Origin of the sequence: Aquimarina sp. MAR_2010_214 (assembly GCF_002846555.1) — a bacterium.
GTDB lineage: Bacteria > Bacteroidota > Bacteroidia > Flavobacteriales > Flavobacteriaceae > Aquimarina.
Window position 1 is genome coordinate 161,427 of the sequence record NZ_PJMS01000001.1, and the last position, 18,904, is coordinate 180,330.

At 33.2% G+C, this 18,904-nt stretch carries 18 protein-coding genes; 14 read left to right on the forward strand and 4 right to left on the reverse strand.

What is annotated here, in order from left to right:
* Window positions 1-39: 39 nt before the first annotated feature.
* From arsM to ATE84_RS00710, 9 genes are all read left to right on the forward strand, one after another.
* Window positions 40-1,008, forward strand: a complete 969-nt coding sequence (gene arsM, locus ATE84_RS00670; protein WP_101444968.1) for an arsenosugar biosynthesis arsenite methyltransferase ArsM — start codon at window positions 40-42, stop codon at window positions 1,006-1,008.
* A 145-nt stretch (window positions 1,009-1,153) separates the two neighbouring features.
* Entirely contained in the window at window positions 1,154-2,272 is a 1,119-nt protein-coding gene (locus ATE84_RS00675; protein WP_101444969.1) for an inorganic phosphate transporter, read from the forward strand.
* Between the two features lie 100 nt (window positions 2,273-2,372).
* Window positions 2,373-3,278, forward strand: coding sequence for a histidinol-phosphate transaminase (locus ATE84_RS00680; RefSeq protein WP_101444970.1), 906 nt, complete (start codon window positions 2,373-2,375; stop codon window positions 3,276-3,278).
* 39 nt (window positions 3,279-3,317) lie between these two features.
* On the forward strand, window positions 3,318-4,316 hold the full coding sequence (locus ATE84_RS00685) for an IS1595 family transposase (RefSeq protein WP_101444842.1): 999 nt from the start codon (window positions 3,318-3,320) through the stop codon (window positions 4,314-4,316).
* Between the two features lie 5 nt (window positions 4,317-4,321).
* Window positions 4,322-4,552 (forward strand): hypothetical protein, encoded by a 231-nt coding sequence (locus ATE84_RS00690; RefSeq protein WP_101444971.1) that lies wholly within the window; start codon window positions 4,322-4,324, stop codon window positions 4,550-4,552.
* A gap of 258 nt (window positions 4,553-4,810) precedes the next feature.
* Window positions 4,811-5,722, forward strand: a complete 912-nt coding sequence (locus ATE84_RS00695) for a DUF547 domain-containing protein (protein WP_101444972.1) — start codon at window positions 4,811-4,813, stop codon at window positions 5,720-5,722.
* 375 nt (window positions 5,723-6,097) lie between these two features.
* Entirely contained in the window at window positions 6,098-6,847 is a 750-nt protein-coding gene (locus ATE84_RS00700; RefSeq protein WP_101444974.1) for a DUF547 domain-containing protein, read from the forward strand.
* A 259-nt stretch (window positions 6,848-7,106) separates the two neighbouring features.
* On the forward strand, window positions 7,107-7,856 hold the full coding sequence (locus tag ATE84_RS00705) for a DUF547 domain-containing protein (RefSeq protein WP_101444975.1): 750 nt from the start codon (window positions 7,107-7,109) through the stop codon (window positions 7,854-7,856).
* 80 nt (window positions 7,857-7,936) lie between these two features.
* Window positions 7,937-8,647 (forward strand): TIGR04283 family arsenosugar biosynthesis glycosyltransferase, encoded by a 711-nt coding sequence (locus tag ATE84_RS00710; protein ID WP_233195726.1) that lies wholly within the window; start codon window positions 7,937-7,939, stop codon window positions 8,645-8,647.
* Window positions 8,648-8,758: 111 nt separating this feature from the next.
* Here ATE84_RS00710 and ATE84_RS00715 read toward each other — a convergent pair whose 3' ends face one another.
* From ATE84_RS00715 to ATE84_RS00730, 4 genes are all read right to left on the reverse strand, one after another.
* Window positions 8,759-10,018, reverse strand: coding sequence for an FtsQ-type POTRA domain-containing protein (locus ATE84_RS00715; RefSeq protein WP_101444979.1), 1,260 nt, complete (start codon window positions 10,016-10,018; stop codon window positions 8,759-8,761).
* Window positions 10,015-11,019 carry a glycoside hydrolase gene (locus tag ATE84_RS00720; RefSeq protein WP_101444981.1) on the reverse strand — a complete coding sequence of 335 codons (1,005 nt, stop codon included), beginning with the start codon at window positions 11,017-11,019 and terminating at the stop codon, window positions 10,015-10,017. The genes ATE84_RS00715 and ATE84_RS00720 overlap by 4 nt, the downstream gene beginning before the upstream one ends.
* 61 nt (window positions 11,020-11,080) lie before the next feature.
* On the reverse strand, window positions 11,081-11,995 hold the full coding sequence (locus ATE84_RS00725; protein ID WP_101444982.1) for a hypothetical protein: 915 nt from the start codon (window positions 11,993-11,995) through the stop codon (window positions 11,081-11,083).
* A gap of 90 nt (window positions 11,996-12,085) precedes the next feature.
* Window positions 12,086-12,796, reverse strand: a complete 711-nt coding sequence (locus ATE84_RS00730; RefSeq protein ID WP_101444984.1) for a DUF547 domain-containing protein — start codon at window positions 12,794-12,796, stop codon at window positions 12,086-12,088.
* A 317-nt stretch (window positions 12,797-13,113) separates the two neighbouring features.
* Between ATE84_RS00730 and ATE84_RS00735 the strand changes: the two genes are divergently transcribed.
* From ATE84_RS00735 to ATE84_RS00755, 5 genes are all read left to right on the forward strand, one after another.
* Window positions 13,114-14,418 (forward strand): NAD(P)/FAD-dependent oxidoreductase, encoded by a 1,305-nt coding sequence (locus ATE84_RS00735; RefSeq protein WP_101444985.1) that lies wholly within the window; start codon window positions 13,114-13,116, stop codon window positions 14,416-14,418.
* A gap of 78 nt (window positions 14,419-14,496) precedes the next feature.
* Complete coding sequence (locus ATE84_RS00740) at window positions 14,497-16,098, forward strand: 4Fe-4S dicluster domain-containing protein (protein ID WP_101444987.1); 1,602 nt, start codon at window positions 14,497-14,499, stop codon at window positions 16,096-16,098.
* Window positions 16,099-16,244: 146 nt separating this feature from the next.
* Window positions 16,245-16,727, forward strand: coding sequence for a toxin-antitoxin system YwqK family antitoxin (locus tag ATE84_RS00745; protein ID WP_143273539.1), 483 nt, complete (start codon window positions 16,245-16,247; stop codon window positions 16,725-16,727).
* Window positions 16,728-17,420 carry a glycosyltransferase family 2 protein gene (locus ATE84_RS00750; RefSeq protein ID WP_101444990.1) on the forward strand — a complete coding sequence of 231 codons (693 nt, stop codon included), beginning with the start codon at window positions 16,728-16,730 and terminating at the stop codon, window positions 17,418-17,420.
* Window positions 17,420-18,892, forward strand: coding sequence for a cellulose synthase family protein (locus ATE84_RS00755; protein WP_101444992.1), 1,473 nt, complete (start codon window positions 17,420-17,422; stop codon window positions 18,890-18,892). The genes ATE84_RS00750 and ATE84_RS00755 overlap by 1 nt, the downstream gene beginning before the upstream one ends.
* The last annotated feature ends 12 nt before the right edge of the window (window positions 18,893-18,904 follow it).

Consider the following 18,904-nt stretch of genomic DNA (forward strand, 5'->3'; position numbering starts at 1 on the left):
TTATATTTCCTTCTTAACTGGAAAGACAAAAAATACTATATGAGCTACTTAAATACCACTCACGATGTGTATAAAGAAGCGGCATTAACCCCCGATGTAGGTTTATGCTGTACCACTAACCCAATCTGGGAACTACCCGGGCTTAAAATTCCTAAAATTATGCAGGAAATGAATTATGGCTGTGGTAGTACGGTAAATGCACGTGATTTGACTAATTCTCCAAAAACCTTATATGTAGGAGTTGGAGGTGGAATGGAATTATTACAATTCTCTTATTTTTCTCGTCAAAAAGGTGGTGTTATAGGAATTGATGTTGTTAATGAAATGTTGGAAGCTTCTCGTAAGAATTTTGAAGAAGCCGAAGCTCAAAATGACTGGTTTAAAAGTGAGTTCGTTGATCTAAGGTATGGAGATGCTCTTAATCTTCCTGTAGAAGATAACAGTATTGATGTTGCTGCACAAAATTGTTTGTTTAATATTTTTAAAGCAGATGATCTTCGAAAAGCAATCGAAGAAATGTATCGAGTATTAAAACCACACGGAAGATTGGTTATGAGTGATCCAACTTGTGAGCAACCGATGAATGATACATTGCGTAATGACGAGCGATTAAGAGCTTTATGTCTAAGTGGAAGTTTACCTATTGCAGAATATGTAAAAGCGTTAACCGATGTAGGTTTTGGTACTATCGAAATCAGAGCACGTAAACCTTATAGAATTTTGGATCCAAAACATTATGATACTGATGAATTGATCTACATAGAGTCTATAGAAGTAGCTGCAATCAAAGATCCAATGCCAGAAGATGGCCCCTGTATATTTACAGGAAAAGCAGCGATATACTTTGGAGATGAAGATTATTTTGATGATAAAAAAGGCCACGTATTACTTAAGAATCAACCAATAGCCATATGTGATAAGACCGCTGGTGCTATAGCAGATTTAAACAGAGATGATATATTTATTAGTGAATCTACCTACCATTATGATGGAGGTGGATGCTGTTAAAAGCGAGGGCTAATTAACTATAACTAGAGAAGTCGAAGACAAGTATTTGCCTTCGGCTTCTTTTTTTGTTTTCTTTCATAAATACTGTAAGGTAGCCCAATACAATACGTCGGATTATGGACAACTAATTCTTAACTGGATACTAATGATATTGATTCTTCTTTTTATTGCTGCTTGTTTCTTGGCTTATAGTAATGGTGCAAATGATAATTTTAAAGGCGTTGCCACACTCTTCGGAAGCGGAACTACTAATTACAAAAAAGCAATAAACTGGGCTACAATAACAACATTTTCAGGTTCTGTGGCTGCTATCTTTTTAGCTGAAGAATTGGTAAAAAACTTTTCTGGAAAAGGACTGGTTCCTAATGAATTAATCCAGATGCCAATTTTTGCAATCTCTATTGCTCTTGGAGCTGCTTTCACTGTGTTTATTGCCACAAGAATAGGAATGCCAATATCAACAACTCATAGCCTTGTAGGCGCTCTTTTTGGCGCCGGAGTAATGGCCATTGGTACCGAGTTTAATTTTGCAAAACTTGGGAAAACGTTTTTAGTTCCTCTTATTGTAAGTCCTTTAATGGCAGCTGTATTAAGTTTATTATTATATATCATTTTTAGATATATCAGGAAAAAACTTAATATCACAAAAAACAGTGGTATCTATATTGATAAAAAGCAAGAAGCAGAAGCGATAACAGTTTCAGCAAATCATATGAATACAGTTGCTACAGAAACCAAGATTACAGCTTCTATCCACCACACCAAAGTAGAGACCTATAACGGAAAATTATTAGGTGTTAATTCACAGAAAATATTAGACAGTTTGCATTACCTAAGTGCCGGGATTGTTAGTTTTGCACGTGGACTTAACGATACTCCTAAGATTGTAGGGTTACTATTAATCATTAATACTTTGGATATTAAATGGGGAATGATTGCTGTTGCTATAACCATGGCATTAGGAGGACTCATAAATGCCAAAAAAGTTGGTGTTATTATGAGTAAAAAAATCACACCTATGAATTCTGGGCAAGGGTTTACCGCTAACATGATTACAGGTTTATTAGTAACCACAGCAAGTATTCATGGTTTACCTGTTTCTACAACACATGTATCTGTTGGTTCTATATTTGGAATCGGTACTGTAACCAAAAAAGCAAACCCTAAGATGATTTCTAAAATATTATTATCCTGGGTACTTACTCTTCCGATAGCAGCTATTGCTAGCGGATTATTATTTAAGTTACTTCAAAATATAGTATAATTGAATTTCAAAATTTATGAAGTTTAATTAAATCCTTAAGAGCTTTAAAATCAATAAATTGTTATCTTTAGAAAGCAAATCATTTTAAAGATAAAATATCATGGATAGAAGACAATGGCTAAAATCCACTTCGTTGGGAGGGAGTTTTGCATTATTAGGAGGTATAGGTATTACTAATGCCCTGACATTAGAAGAAATCAACAAATTCAATCCCAGACCGCTATCAAAACGCATACGATTAAGTTCTAATGAGAATCCTTATGGCCCTTCAGAAAGAGTAAGAAAAGCTATCATAGCTGCTTTTGATCATAGCTGTCGATATCCATATGCATATGCCGATGAACTAGCCACAATTTTAGCTCAAAAAGAAGGAGTAACCAAAGATCATATTATCATCTGCGGTGGTTCTACAGAAGGCTTAAAAATCACTGGGCTCACTTTTGCTGCAAATGGAGGAGAAATTATTGCAGGCAAACCCACTTTTCTGGCAATGATGACCTATGCCAAGCAATGGGGAGCAGAGGTAAATTGGGTACCAGTTGGTGACGATAAAGGATATGATATGGAAGAGATCGAAAAACGAATTTCTTCAAAAACAAAACTAGTTTTTCTTTGTAACCCCAATAATCCAACGTCTACTATTCTCCCTTCAGAAAAACTAATAGATTTTTGTGATGCTATTAGTAATAAGACTATTTTATTTAGTGATGAAGCTTATTATGATTATATAGAAGATCCTGACTACCCTTCGATGGTCGAACTCGTAAAACAAGAAAAAGATGTCATCGTATCCAGAACATTTTCAAAAGTATATGGTATGGCAGGTCTTCGTATTGGTTATCTTATTGCAAAACCAGCTTTAGCAAAAAAACTTCGAAGAAATATGGTCGCCTATAGTAATGTTCCTGCTATTGCTGCAGCTAAAGAAGCACTAAATGACAAGGAGTTTTATAGCTTTAGTCTACAAAAAACCCGGGAAGCAAAAGATATGATGGCTAAGTTCTAATTAGAATATGTTTTATCTTTACTTTATAAAAACGGAGAAATGATACCAGAAGATTTTAGAGATTTTTTCATTAGTTCATCGGCTTTGGTTCAATCAGAAATTGTTTCCACATTATTGGAGATCTCTACTGAGGGTTCAGCCCTGATTGATAGCAATCAGAGTAAAGCCATAAGCTGTCCTCATTGTAAGTGCAATAAAATTAAGGCTAATGGTAAGCTCAAAGGAGTACAGCGCTATGTTTGTAATACTTGTCATAAAAACTTTAGTGAAACTACCGGTAAGTTCTGGTACAACCTCAAGAAGAAAGACAAAGTTAATCGTTATTTATTCTGTTTACTCTCTGGATATAGTATTCGCAAGAGTGCCAAAGAAACAGGGATTTCTATTCAGACTTCTTTTGATTGGAGGCACAAATTACTTGTCTCCTTTGGGAGCGTAAGTGTGGATGAATTCCAAGGAATCCTAGAGAGTGATGATCTTTTCTTTGCTTACTCTGAAAAAGGGAATCGAAATTTGGATCGTCCTGCTAGAAAACGTGGCGCAAAGGCAAGTAAAGCTGGTCTCAGTAATGAAAAAGTAGCTGTGATAGCCAGTTGTGACCGATCAGGGAACAAAGATTTCAAAGTAGCTACCAGAGGTCGCATTAGTAAAAGTGACTTGGAGACTATATTACAAGGGAAGTTGGCTAAAGTAGAAACCCTTTGTAGCGACAGTCACAGAAGCTATACTGCATTTGCAAAAGACAAGAAGGTAGCACACAAAAAATTTAATGCTTCGAAGGGTCAAAGAGCTGTTGACAAAATATATCACGTACAAAATGTGAATAATATGGATATGCGTCTAAGGAAATTTATGGAGCCCTTCAATGGAGTGGCAACAAAATACCTTCAGAATTATCTGAATTGGTTTTTAGTCTTAGAAAAAATAAAAAATTCAACCAGTAAAATGGCAACCGTAGCAGCTATAGCCTTTGCTTCCAATACTGCCTGGATGGAATTTAAAAACATAGTAGTAAATAATATGCTTTTTAGAACTTAGCCGATATGATTTATAAAACTCTGGATACTTTTAAACTCCCCTATGTAAAATCGCATACCAACTTTATCTTCTTCAAGTCTGGAAAAGATATACGCACATTACATAAAGAAGTGTTAGAAAAAGGAGTTTTAATAGGTCGACCATTTCCTCCTTTCTTTGATTGGTGTAGAATAAGTACAGGAACTATCGAGGAAGTTACTCTATTCACACAAGCATTAGCCAGTCTCTATAAGTAGTTTATACAATATCATTACTGACTATATGTAATATTTAAAGTTTCCCTTTTTTTTCAAAGAACCAATTGTACAACGGATTCTTATTCGCATATAGAAAATTAAAACTTCTGATTAACTAATTATAAACACATTATAACCAAATTCTATTTTGCAAAGAAGAAAAGTATATCCAGTTTAGTTTTGAGTAGAATCTTCATCTTACTCAGAGTTTTATCCAATAGGAAATGTATCTTAGTTAAATTAAAAAGTGATCGTCTAATGAAGAGCTTATTTTTTATTGTATTAATTTGTGTATTTGTTGCCTGCGGCGGAAGTAAAAAAGCTATTCAGAATACTACTCCCGATGAGCACACAACAGCCAAAGAAAAAATAAATTCTCCTAAAATCACTGTTCCAGTAGAGGAAAAAGCACCAGATACAGCGATTGAAAAAGTAGAACCAGAAGAGGAAGAAGAAGTTGAGGAAGCTGCACAACAACAAAAAGAAACGATTACAACAAAGGAAAATCCAAAAGCCGATATTCTTGAAGTATTTAACCATCAATCATGGAATGATTTGCTACAGAAACACGTCTCTGATAATGGTACAGTAAACTATATTGGTTTTAAACAAGACCATCTGGCACTTAAATCTTATTTAGCTGCATTACGTAAAAATATCCCCGCAGAAAACTGGAACAAATCTGATATATTAGCCTATTGGATGAATGTATATAATGCATTTACTATAAAATTAATCCTCGACAATTATCCTTTAAAAAGCATCAAAGACATTAAGAATCCATGGGATTTGCGTTTTTTTAAACTAGGAAACAAATGGTATACTCTTAATGATGTAGAACATAGAATTTTAAGAAAAATGAGAGATCCCAGAATTCATTTTGGGATCAATTGCGCCTCTATTTCTTGCCCTCAGTTATTAAACAAAGCGTTCACTGCTCAAAATGTGGATAGTGAATTAGAAAAATTAGCCATTGACTTCATTAATGATCCAAAACGTAATACAATAACTTCTAATAGTCTTCAACTTTCTAAAATATTTACCTGGTTTGCAAAAGATTTTAAAACTGAAGGTTCTTTAATTCATTTTTTAAATAAATACTCCAAAATTGCTATTAATACTAATGCAAAAAAAAGCTTCAAAAAATACAATTGGAGTTTAAATGAATAGTAAAATGTTATGGTATTTTATTCATTTCTTACCTGAATTTTTTATTCTGAAAAAAATTAGAGAAAATAAGTAGTTCATTATGGCTTTTCAAAAAGTTAAAGTTAACCTAAAAAAACTATCTCTAATACTAACCGAAACACTTAATAAACCACAAACCCTTTTCATCGTTAAACATTAAAAAACAGTTGTTTATACTTATTTTTCAATCATAATCCTCATGCTTACCCTATATTTTTTATTCTTGGTTATGAATTCAAAAATCAACTGAAACTAAATTTTACCTGTAAGTTCATTTCCTGATTTTCTACTAAAAACATAAATCTTAAAAGAAGAATTAATAAAAATTAAATAATAACCATTCTAAAACCTAAAAACATGAAAGCTCCAAAAATTATATTAGTGCTATTTGCTATACTATCAATAAATCAAATGCAATCACAAAACAGTTTTGATCACATCATTTGGGATCAAGCATTATTACTAAATGTATCTGATGATGGAAAAGTAGATTATAACGGATTTATGAGAGACAGCTCTCAATTATACCGATATTTTAAACAACTTTCTGAAAATCCACCTCAAGAAAATTGGACAAGAGAAGAGAAATTAGCGTATTGGATCAATGCCTATAATGCATATACCATAAAACTTGTAATAGATAGTTACCCTTTAAAAAGTATTAAAGATCTTGATGATCCTTGGGGTAAAAAATTCTTCAAAATTGATGGAGTATGGCATAGTTTAGGTGAACTAGAACATAAAATTTTAAGAAAATTTGGAGATCCCAGAATTCACTTTGCTATCAACTGTGCATCAATTTCTTGCCCTGTGGTATGGAACAGAGCATATACTGCCGATAACCTTAATACTGCTCTGGATCATCAAACTGAAAAGTTTATTAATGACCCTACCCGAAACACTATTACAAAAGATAAAGTCATAGTTTCGAAAATATTTACCTGGTATAAAAAAGACTTTAAAGTAAATGGTGGAAATGTTAAAGATTTTATCAATCGATATGCTTCAATAAAAATTGATAAACAATCAAAAAAAGGATACAAAGAATATAATTGGAAGCTAAATGAGCATTCAAATGAGTATCCTGCAGCAGTTGTACTAGATTAGAAAACAAAAAAGAAATAGGGTAGAGTCAAAATTAACTGTTGTGAAATAAAACAAATGTATTGTACTTTAAGTTTTATGAAATAAATTGGTTAGACAATGATCTCTTAATATCTGTTTTAATTATACAATTGGTTATCTTAAAATCAATAGAATCAGCATTCTATTAGTAAGTTCATTCTCTAATTTTCTGCTAAAAACATAAATCTTAAATAGACGAGTTAATAAAAATTAAATAATACCTATTCTAAAGTTTAAGAAAATGAAAGTTCCGAAAATTATATTAATGCTATTTGCTATACTATCAATAAATCAGATGCAATCACAAACCAATTTTGATCACACCGTTTGGGATCTACAATTACTGCTAAATGTATCTGAAGACGGAAAAGTAGATTATAATGGATTTATGAACGATAGCTCTCAATTGTATCGATATTTTAAACAACTTTCTGAAAATCCGCCTCAGGAAAATTGGGCAAGAGAAGAAAAATTAGCGTATTGGATCAATGCCTATAATGCATATACGATAAAACTTGTAATAGATAGTTATCCCATAAAAAGTATTAAAGATCTTGACGACCCTTGGGGCAAAAAATTCTTCAAAATTGATGGAATATGGCATAGTTTAGGCGAGTTAGAACATAAAATCTTAAGAAAATTTGGAGATCCCAGAATTCACTTTGCTATCAACTGTGCGTCAATTTCTTGCCCTAGAATTTGGAATAGAGCTTATACTGCTAACAATGTAAATAATGCTTTAGACTATCAAACTAAAAAGTTTATTAATGACCCTTCTTTTAACACTATTACAAAAGACAAAGTTATAGTTTCGAAAATATTTACCTGGTATAAAAAAGATTTTAGAGTAAATGGTGGAAATGTTAAAGATTTTATTAATAGATATTCTGCAATAAAAATTGATAAACAATCAAAAAAAGGATACAAAGAATACAATTGGAAGCTAAATGAACAATCCAAAAAGGATCCTGCTGCGATTTCACTAGATTAAGAAACCAAAAAGAAAATAAAGAAATTTAGGTTGGAGTTTTAAATGAGTAAATTTGCCATATAAATGAATTCATATCAAAATTGAAAATATCTATTATCATCCCCATCTTAAATGAAGCAGAAACGATTTCTAATTTGGTTTCTCATATAATAAGATACTGTAACGCGAAGGATAACATAAAAGAAATAATCATTGTTGATGGAGGAAGTGATGATGGCTCTCGGGATGTTGTAAATACTATTATAGAAAATGAAACAATCGCAATTAGGCTTATCATATCAAAAAAAGGTCGTGCCAAACAATTAAATGCAGGTGGTAATGTTGCAAAAGGCGATATCCTGTACTTTCTTCATGCAGATTCTTTTCCTCCTCAAGGTTTTGATACCGATATTCTAAAAGAAGTTAAAAAAGGAAATAATGCAGGTTGTTTCAGAATGAAGTTTGATTCTAATCATTGGTGGCTACGTTTTCTTGGATGGCTTACACAATTTAGGAGTAAACGATGTCGAGGTGGTGATCAAAGCCAATTTATAACAACTTCTCTTTTTGAACAAATTGATGGATATGATGAATCGTTTATAGTATATGAAGATAATGATTTGGTAGATCGTCTTTTTGCTATAAATCAATTTGTAATCATTCCTAAACATGTAATTACTTCAGCCAGACGATATGAAGAGATTGGTATTTGGCGCTTGCAGTATCACTTTTTGAATATTCATATGCGAAGATGGATGGGAGCTTCTTCTGAAGATTTATATCGATATTATAAAGAAAAGGTTGTTTCTTAATCATCATATTACAGAAAATGGCACTTTTTATAGATAGTTCATTACTTATTGATGGTATGAAATCCACAAAGTTCATCGAAATTTGGTTTATATGTAATTAAAATCAAATTTTTAAAAATACTGCCCGATCCCAAATACAAATCCTTTGGTAGCGTTGTCTGTAACTCCATGCCCATAATCGATTCTAAAAATGGCATTAAAAATTCGTTTATGCATAAAACGTAAACCCACACCGGGATATAATCTAAAATTTTGAGAATCTCCAAAATCCCCAAAATCTCCCCCGGGATTGCGCCAACTTCCTCCGTCAACAAAAACATTACTTTGCAATACAAACCAATCTTTCTCATACAGAGTGTGTCTATACTCGGTATTAAGTACAACTACCCCCGTTCCTCTATCAATTGTATTACCAACACCTCTAATATTAAGATTATTATCTACTGCAAATGGTGCAAATGGAGAGTCATCATTGCTCGCTAATCCTAAGCGTAACCTAGAAGCCCAATTTCCTTTTTTACCTATTCTTTTATGGTATAAAAAATCATTCCACCCGATAATAAAATCTGGTAAGACGTTTTCGGTACTAATCACATATTGTAAATTTAATGTGCTTTTAAATCCAGATACATATTGGTAATCATAATCCAAATTATCGTATTCATATATTAACTTATATAATAGCTTATTAACATCAAAATCTTGTGGTATTCCTGCTTCAGTAGCACCACGCTTATATGTATAATCTTCATTAAAGTAATTGACTCCCAACTCAATACGATTCTGAAGATTAAATTGATATAACCCTAATACTTCATACGAGGTATTGTTATACTTATAATCCGCCGTACCACTCTCTAGAAACACAGGTTCTTCTGTGGTAATATTACTGTAATTAAATGCCACTCCTAACTTCTTACTGAATAAAAATGGTGCTCTTAGATTTGCTCCATAAGAACTATAAATATCATTTTGATACAATCCCCCCAGAACTATATTTCGACCAAATAAGTTAAACTCATACAACCCCACTCTAAAGGCAAATTCATCATTATTAGTCGTATAAAGATTGGCAGAAGGAATAATAGTAAAATTTTCTTCTATTCCATAAACTACCTGGTAGCCTTCTTCTTTTTCATGAACCTGATAGTAGGCATGTGCGATAGCCGGCAATCTCTTTAACCTCTTAATATCCTTCTCGATCTGCAAAGAATCTAAGGCTTTTCCTTGCTTAATATTAGTGAGTCTTGTTATAGCTGATGTTTTGGTCTTTTTGTTTCCTTGTATACGAATTTCGGAAACCACTTTATTTTGCCCAAAGGCGAAACAGGTTGTAAAAAATATGAGAAAAGCAATTCGGGAAAGATTCATTTATTTGTTGAGTAAAACTCTTTTATTAGTTGTTCTGAAGGTTTGTTTTGTATTGTAAATCTATTATTACGTTCTCCTCCAACTTTATTATGATTATGGTACCATTTCCAAAGAAATCCCCCTGCAAACCAAGGTTCATTCCAAAATTCCTGATACAAAGCTGTCAATGCATTATTTTGACCTTTCAGATCAATATTTCCATTTGTACGATTAGAATCCCAAGGTTCTTTTGCCGTAAAATGAACGCTTCGATAGCCATACTCTGTAAATAGAACAGGTTTTTTCATTTTAGTCTGTAATGTTACAATATGATTTTTATGTTTCTGCCAGCCATTCTTAAGCTCTTCCACTGTAGGTGTTTTACTATGAGAAATCGGAAAATAGGCATCTACACCTATATAATCCAGTTGACCCCAAAAAGGTACTTTATCAAACTGATCCCAGTTTTCTGCATAGGTTAACTCTCCTTTATATACTGACCGTATTTTAGCAATTAATCGATTCCAAAACTCAGGTCTTTTCTGAACGAACGTATGTAACTCTGTACCAATACAAAGTATTGGAATCTGCATCTCTTCAGCCAATACTGCATAGAGCAATATAAAATCTTCATATGATTTTTTGAGTGTATTCCAGTCTTCTTCAGATTTCATATTAATATCTCCCGTAAACTCTCCTCTCCAAACCCATATCTGAGGTTTTAGCATTACCTCGATTTCTCTATCCTGTAATAATTCGATTGTTTTTTTGGCCCCATCTCTTCGCTCTCCCCACCATTGTCTCTCGACATTAAAAACTACAGTCGGAGTTTCTAAGTTTTTTATAAATCCAAAAGGCATCACTGCAGCCCAATTAGCATTAACATTGACAACTGGTTCAATCTCTGCAGCAGTAATCTCCTCTGGAGACCCTACAAAACTAACCCCGTTAATTTTAGGTTGTTGCCCAGAACAATTTATAAAAACAGTACTTAATAGCAGTAGCACAAAAATCTTTTTCATAGCAATTTTTCAATTGTTTATTTTGTTACTGTTGAAAAGTACAATTTTTATGTTCAATTTTTTAAAACAACGCTCGGATTCCTAAACTAAATGTCTGACCTAATCCTTGAAAATTATTTCCTCTAACAATCTTACCAAAGGACGCTTCTAAGTTAAGAACATCAGTTAATTGATACTTTCCTCCAAGTCCTAGCTGTGTATAATCCTGATCAAAATCATTTCCTAAATCAAACAAAAAAGCCTGTTGGGCATTTACAAAAACTGTAGATTTTGAACTTGGGAAATAACTTAAAAAAGCACTTAATGGTACAAACAAACTATTATTTGCAAATCGCTCTGATATATTTTCGCTAGCTGGATCAGCATCTGCCGACTTTTCTCCAAAATTATATCCAAAATCCGCTTCTGTAAAAATCTGCCATTTATTACCCCCAAAAGTTTTATCATAGAAAAACTTAGTCTCCCAGAAAAAACTTCTTTTATCTAAATAAGGTGCATTTGGAACATCTTCAAACACAGGGATAAAAAATGAACTGGTAAGTGAAAAGTTTGCTATCTTTTTAAAAGGTTGTATTCTTATTGATGGCGCAATTGTAGTAAGTCCACTTCTGGCATCAGTAGTATTATCTTTAAAACTCAATACTTCCAGTGCTCCTGCTCCTCCATAAGTATTTGCTCTAACCTGAAAGATAAGTCCAATATTCACTCTCGAATTTTTACTAATCCCCGTAAATATTTCAGTAGTATTCGTAAAAAAAGTTTGTCTATCTATAGTTACCGATTTAGACCCCGAGTCGGTTTGTTCTGTTTGAGTATATATGCTATTAAAAAATTTTACATCCCATTGCCCTTTGCTTAACAGTTTGGATGGTGTAAATTCCTGAATATTTGACTTTCCCGAATCCTCATCCTGTGCAAATCCTATGGCCATAACAAAAATGCTTAGTGCCGTTATTAATCTTTTTTTGATTTTCATTATTGCGGTTTTTTATATAAGTATCCTCTTTCAAAGTAGCTTTGAAAAAAATCTTATTTGTTGTTAAAGATTATTTTGAAAAAATTGTGATTATTTGACTTGATTTAAGCTCCAATCATAGGAGTAATATGATACTTTGGCATTTGTCGGAATTTTCTCTTTTCGGAATTTATTTACAAAATCCACTTCTGACCCGTTTTGAGTAAAATCTACTTTATACCATTCAAAAATTTGTGACAACTGTACTTTATTACCCTTCACTTTAATAAAATTAGGGTTATTTAAAGCTTTTACCGTTTGGCGTTGTAATTGAGCTTCTAATGTTGAAGGCTTATAAGCCGAAGGTATAATCGGAGGACATCCAAGACCTGCACATACTAACACAAAGTGAAATCGAGCTTCATTAGGAAATTTTTTGCGAAGGATTTTATTTTCTAAATCATTGAGTGTTGTTTTTTTACCTCCTAATGTATAAGTCGTTTTATCAAAAAAACCTTTGATGTCTAATGGTGATTTTGTTGGATATTTATCTACTATCCCCTTTATTACTGCTAAATTATAAGCATTGATATAAAAAGCCTGATAGGTTTTAACGTCACTTGTAGTAACTTTTACATTTGCAGCTATTTTTAATAATTCTTCTAATGAAGATGGGTCCTTTTTAATGCTTTTATAATGAATCCTTCCGTTAGATACATAGGTTTTAAAAAAGTCATCTGCTTTAGTAAAAAACGCAGTACTACTTTGCGAAAACCCAAATTGAATTGAGAGAAGAACCAATAGAATTGTTATTTTTTTCATCCTTTACCTTTTTACCAGTTCAATCAAAAAACTGAATTTATAGTATTTTAAATTGTTAAAATTTACCTTGGTAATCGGGAATTCAGTCGAATGGCAAATCATCAACTTACAAACAATTTTAGATTTTTGTTCTTTCGTCTGATTATATGTTTCAAAACTCAAAGCATGTTCGATATAAAGTAGCAACCCTTACAAAATCATCAGTTTTTAGATTCATTCTAAATTAATCCAGCTCCTTAAGTTCTTATATTTATATACGACTTACTGACCGAAGTGTTCACTTCTTAGTAAATATTGACAACCAACAATTATCTTTTATGGAAGAACATATAGCAATTATCGGAAATGGAATTTCAGGAATTACTGCTGCCAGGCATATACGTAAAATGTCTGACAAAAAAATCACTATCATTTCTGCCGAGACCGAGTATTTCTTTTCGCGTACTGCTCTTATGTACATTTATATGGGACATATGAAATTCGAACATACGCAACCCTACGAAAATTGGTTTTGGGAGAAAAATAGAATCGAACTTAAAAATGGTTTTGTTTCCGAAGTTAATCACAAGGCTAATGAGCTTGTATTTGCGAGTGGAGAAGTCATGGCATATGATAAACTTATTATTGCAGTAGGTTCTAAACCCAATAAATTTGGTTGGCCAGGTCAGGATCTTGATGGAGTGATGGGTATGTATCACAAACAAGACCTCGAAAATCTAGAAAAACACGCCCCCAATAATCAGGTGTGCAAACGTGCTGTAATTGTTGGAGGAGGATTAATAGGTATCGAATTAGCAGAAATGCTTCATTCTCGTAATATCCCAGTTACATTTTTGGTACGCGAAAATAGCTTTTGGGATGCTGTCTTACCTGCTGGTGAAAGCGGAATGATTAATAGACATATCCAAAATCATCATATAGACCTTAGATTAGGAATGAACCTAAAAGAAATAGTTGCCGATGATAACGGCAAAGTCAAAGCTGTAGTCGTGCAAGAAACAGGAGAAGTCATTGATTGTAATGTCGTTGGGCTAACACCAGGTGTGTCTCCCAATGTAGATTTCTTAAAAGATTCTGGTATCGAACTGGGTAGAGGCGTAAAAGTGAATAGATTTCTCGAAACCAATATCCCCAACATTTATGCTATTGGCGATTGTGCAGAACAACACGAAGCCATAGGAAATCGCCGTCCTATTGAAGCCGTTTGGTATACAGGTCGTATGATGGGAGAAACACTAGCGCAGACTATCTGCGGAAACAAAACCGAATACAAACCAGGGCATTGGTTTAATAGTGCCAAATTTCTTGATATCGAATATCAAACCTATGGTTGGGTATTTGGAAGAGCACAAGAATATGAACAACAGTTTCATTGGATACATGAGGATGATACCAAATGTATTACCGTATCCTATCATAAGGAAACCGCAGAGTTTTTGGGTATCAATACATTCGGAATCAGAATGCGACATGAAATTTTTGATCGTTGGCTTACAGAAAAAAGAGATGTGAATTACGTGATGCAGCATCTTGCAGAAGCCAATTTTGATCCAGAATTCTATTCGGTCTATGAGTCTGATATTCTTTCAGCTTATAAAAAATCACAGCTTCAAACCACTTAAAAAATAAATTACAGACCATACAAGCGTATACTAAACCTGTTTTAATATCTCTTGTGAAGTCTTACTAAAATATATACGATGAGTAATAAATTAGATCATAGCATGTCCCTTGCAAATCCCAATACTAAAGGGGTTTCAATACAGCAAAAAATAGCTCTAGCCATAGGCTTGGTTGGGCTCTTTATTTTGGCTCTTGCCATTTTTAATACTAATTTCCCGAATCAGGGAGTGTTTTTAACTCTTTCTCTAATATTAATTACAGCAGGTACCATATTATTTGCAAACGATTTATACTTAAAAAAGCTAGAGGGGATCAAAAATGATGGAGTCTGGTTTAAATCTATCTCTTCGAGAGGTATTTTAGGATGGCTCACCGGAGTAGGACTAACCGCTTTTTATATTGTATTATATTTTAAAGCAGAACTACTGGGATTAGGAACTAATGGTGAAGCCAATACTGGATTAGTAGCTTTATTCGATCCTTTAAGTAGAATTTTAAGTGGAAATCCTGCCAGTCAATGGTTTGTGTATGGCACCCTTTATACTGTAGCCATCATTGTTTTTGGATATAAGTTCATTCTTAAATACAGACACAATCGTTATCAACAGATACGAACTGTTTCAGTGATGTTTTTTCAACTTGGATTCGCATTCTTGATTCCAGAGTTTATGGCAAGATTAAACACAAGTCCAGAGTATAATCTCCCTTATTATGATTTAAAAAGTATGTGGCCTCTTAATTATTATCTATTTGATGGATGGTCTCTTGATGGTCTTTTATCATCCCAAAACCTTGGTCTGGGGATGCTAATTTTTGGAGTGGTCACTATATTTGTAATCAGTCCTATTTTAACCTACAAATTTGGAAAAAGATGGTATTGCTCCTGGGTTTGCGGTTGTGGTGGATTAGCAGAGACCGCCGGAGATTCTTTCAGGCAGTTATCCAGTAAAAAAATGAGTGCCTGGAGAATAGAACGTTGGTTAATCCATACCGTTTTAGTCTTCTCTGTAGTGATGACCATTGCCATGATATATACATATCTGGGGAGTGATCCAAATAAATATTGGTTAACCCGAGGTACTTTCCTTGCCGGGGCAGCCACTATCCTGACTCTTGTTTTTTCAGTAGTGATGATTTTTAAAAGAAAAGAACTCGGTAAAGATGCTAGATATGGTGCGATTGGATACTTTGCAATTATAATTTCATTATTGATAATGCATTATACCGGTACTACAAACGAGGTGTTTTTTATTAAATCCGGAAGTTTAAGATCTGCATACGGATTATACATTGGTTCTATATTTTCTGGTGTTATCGGTACTGGTTTCTATCCTATTTTGGGTAACCGAGCATGGTGTAGATTTGGTTGTCCTATGGCTGCAATCCTTGGGTTTCAACAGCGTTTATTTTCTAGATTTAGAATTACCACCAATGGTGGGCAGTGTATATCATGTGGGAATTGCTCTACCTATTGCGAAATGGGAATTGATGTACGTTCCTACGCCCAAAAAGGTGAAAATATAGTACGATCCAGCTGTGTAGGTTGTGGAGTTTGTTCTGCAGTTTGCCCACGTGGAGTACTAAAACTGGAAAATGATACACTAGATGGTCGTATCAATTCTAATGAAATCTTATTAGGTAACGATGTAGATTTAATGGATTTTGTAAATAAAAAATAGTTCTCGAATCAAATTGAGCTAGAATATATACAATAAAAGCCATATCTAGAATCCAACTCTGATATGGCTTTTTTTAATCAAATAATTAAAAAAAATGTTAGTATGGATATTTGTTTTCGTCTAAGAGTCCATATAAAACTGTAATCATGATTCAAAAGCTTTGTATCCTTTTAGTTATGTTTTCCTTCTCTGGAAATCAAATCATAGCTCAAAAAGAATATCATTATGAATACTATCCTAATGGTGTACTTAAAGCTGAAGGATGGAAATTAGGAGAGTACAAAGTTGATTTTTGGCATTTTTATTATCCCAATGGAAAAGTATCAAAAGAAGGACATTTCAGAAATAATAAAAAAAATGGATACTGGTATTTTTATTCAGAAAACAGTAAATTATTGAAAGAAGGGCATTTTGTATACGATAAAGCCGAGAAATGGTGGATTATTTACGATATTGCAGCCGAAATAACTCGAAAATATCAATATAAAAGTAACAAAAAAGAAGGATACTGTCTATTGTATAAAAACAACAAACTTTTTAAAGCCGAACGCTATATCAATGATAAGAAAACCGGTGAGTGGACTGATATTTTTAGTTTTAAAAGAGACAATCCTAACGCTTCCTTATAAATGCCTCCCATTATAAACGTAATCATACCTGCTTTTAACGAAGAAGATTCCATAGCACATGTAATCAAAGAAATTCCGGATATTGTTTCTGAGGTTATTGTGGTGAACAATAATTCTACAGATCAAACCGAAAATGTTGCAAAAAAGGCAGGAGCCACTGTGCTAAAAGAAAAGCAAAAAGGATATGGTTATGCATGTCTAAAAGGAATGGAGTATATAGCATCAAAAGATATTAAACCAGATATCATCGTATTTTTAGATGGGGATTATAGTGATTATCCTGCTGAGCTTACTCAAATAGTTGCACCTATTATAGAGCAAAATATGGATTTAGTTATTGGATCTAGAGTCAAACATCTACGGGAAGCTGGTTCTATGACATCTCCTCAAATTTTCGGAAACTGGTTGGCTACAGGATTAATGAAACTTTTTTTTGGTGCAAAATTCACAGATCTCGGGCCTTTTAGAGCCATTAAGTATGATAAACTATTAGCCCTCGGGATGATCGATAAAACCTATGGGTGGACTGTAGAAATGCAATTAAAAGTGTTAAAGAAACGTTATAACTATACCGAAGTCCCGGTGCATTACAAAAAGAGAATTGGTGTCTCAAAAGTTTCAGGAACCATAAAAGGTGCTATATTTGCAGGCGTTAAGATTTTAAGTTGGATTTTTAAATATAGCTTTACGTAATGGATATTGCTATCATCATAACCTACACACTAGCCTTACTAATCATATTTATGTATAGTCTGGCGCAGCTGAATCTACTTTTTAACTATCTGAAGTCTCGAAAGCAAGCTGATAATTCACCTACTTTTGATTTTTCTAAAAAAGAAGAAATTCCGCATGTTACTGTTCAGTTACCAGTATACAATGAATTATATGTAATGGATCGTTTATTGGATAACATCGCAGAACTTGATTATCCAAAAGATAAATTAGAGATACAAGTACTGGATGATTCTACAGATGAGTCTGTTATTACTACTACAGCGCATATAGAAAAGCTACAACAAACAGGTTTAGACATACAACACATTTGTCGTGAAGATCGAACCGGATTTAAAGCAGGAGCACTAAAAGAGGGGCTTAAAATTGCCAAAGGTGAATTTATAGCCATTTTTGATGCCGATTTTTTACCCGGTAAGAATTGGTTACTACAAACTATCCCATATTTTAAAGATCAAAATATAGGTGTGGTACAAACCCGATGGGGACATATTAATAGAGATTATTCAATGCTTACCAAAATTCAGGCATTTGCTTTGGATTTTCATTTTACTATGGAGCAGGTAGGTCGTAATTATAAAGATCACTTTATTAATTTTAATGGTACAGCTGGTGTTTGGAGGAAGACTTGTATTGAAGATGCCGGAAACTGGCAAGGAGATACATTAACCGAAGATCTGGACTTAAGTTATAGAGCACAATTAAAAAAGTGGAAGTTTAAATACCTTGAAGAAGTAGAGACTCCAGCAGAATTACCTGTAGTTATTAGTGCGGCCAGATCACAACAATTTAGATGGAATAAAGGTGCTGCAGAGAACTTCCAGAAGCTATACTGGAAAATGCTTAGAGATAAAACCGTTCCTTTTAAAACTAAGTTTCACAGCTTTTTCCACCTATTAAATAGTAGTATGTTCTTATTAGTATTACTAGTTGCTGTATTGAGCGTTCCGGTAATGTATATTAAAAATAGTAATCCATTATTTAGTTGGTATTTTAATGTAATTGCATTTTTTGCCTTAAGCACTGTTATATTTTTCTTTTGCTACTGGTTTACTTTTAAAAAGATTCATGGTAAAGGGTTTTGGAATTTTATGGAATACATAAAAATGTTCTTCACCTTTTTCTCTATTGCAATGGGCTTCTCTGTTCATAATTCTATGGCAGTTCTCGAAGGGCATTTTGGAAAAAAGAGTGAATTTATACGTACTCCAAAATTTAATATCGAGTCGTTCAAAGGTTCATGGAAAGAGAATAAATATATTAACAAAAATATCTCTGGAAATACTATTATAGAAGCATTACTCATGGGATATTTTGGTTTTGCTTTATACAGTGCTTTTAAGCTTCAGGATTTTGGATTATTCTTGTTTCATATTATGTTATTTCTCGGATTTGGATTTGTATTCTTTAAATCTGTAACGTCTAAATTTTAATGTTTCGGCAAT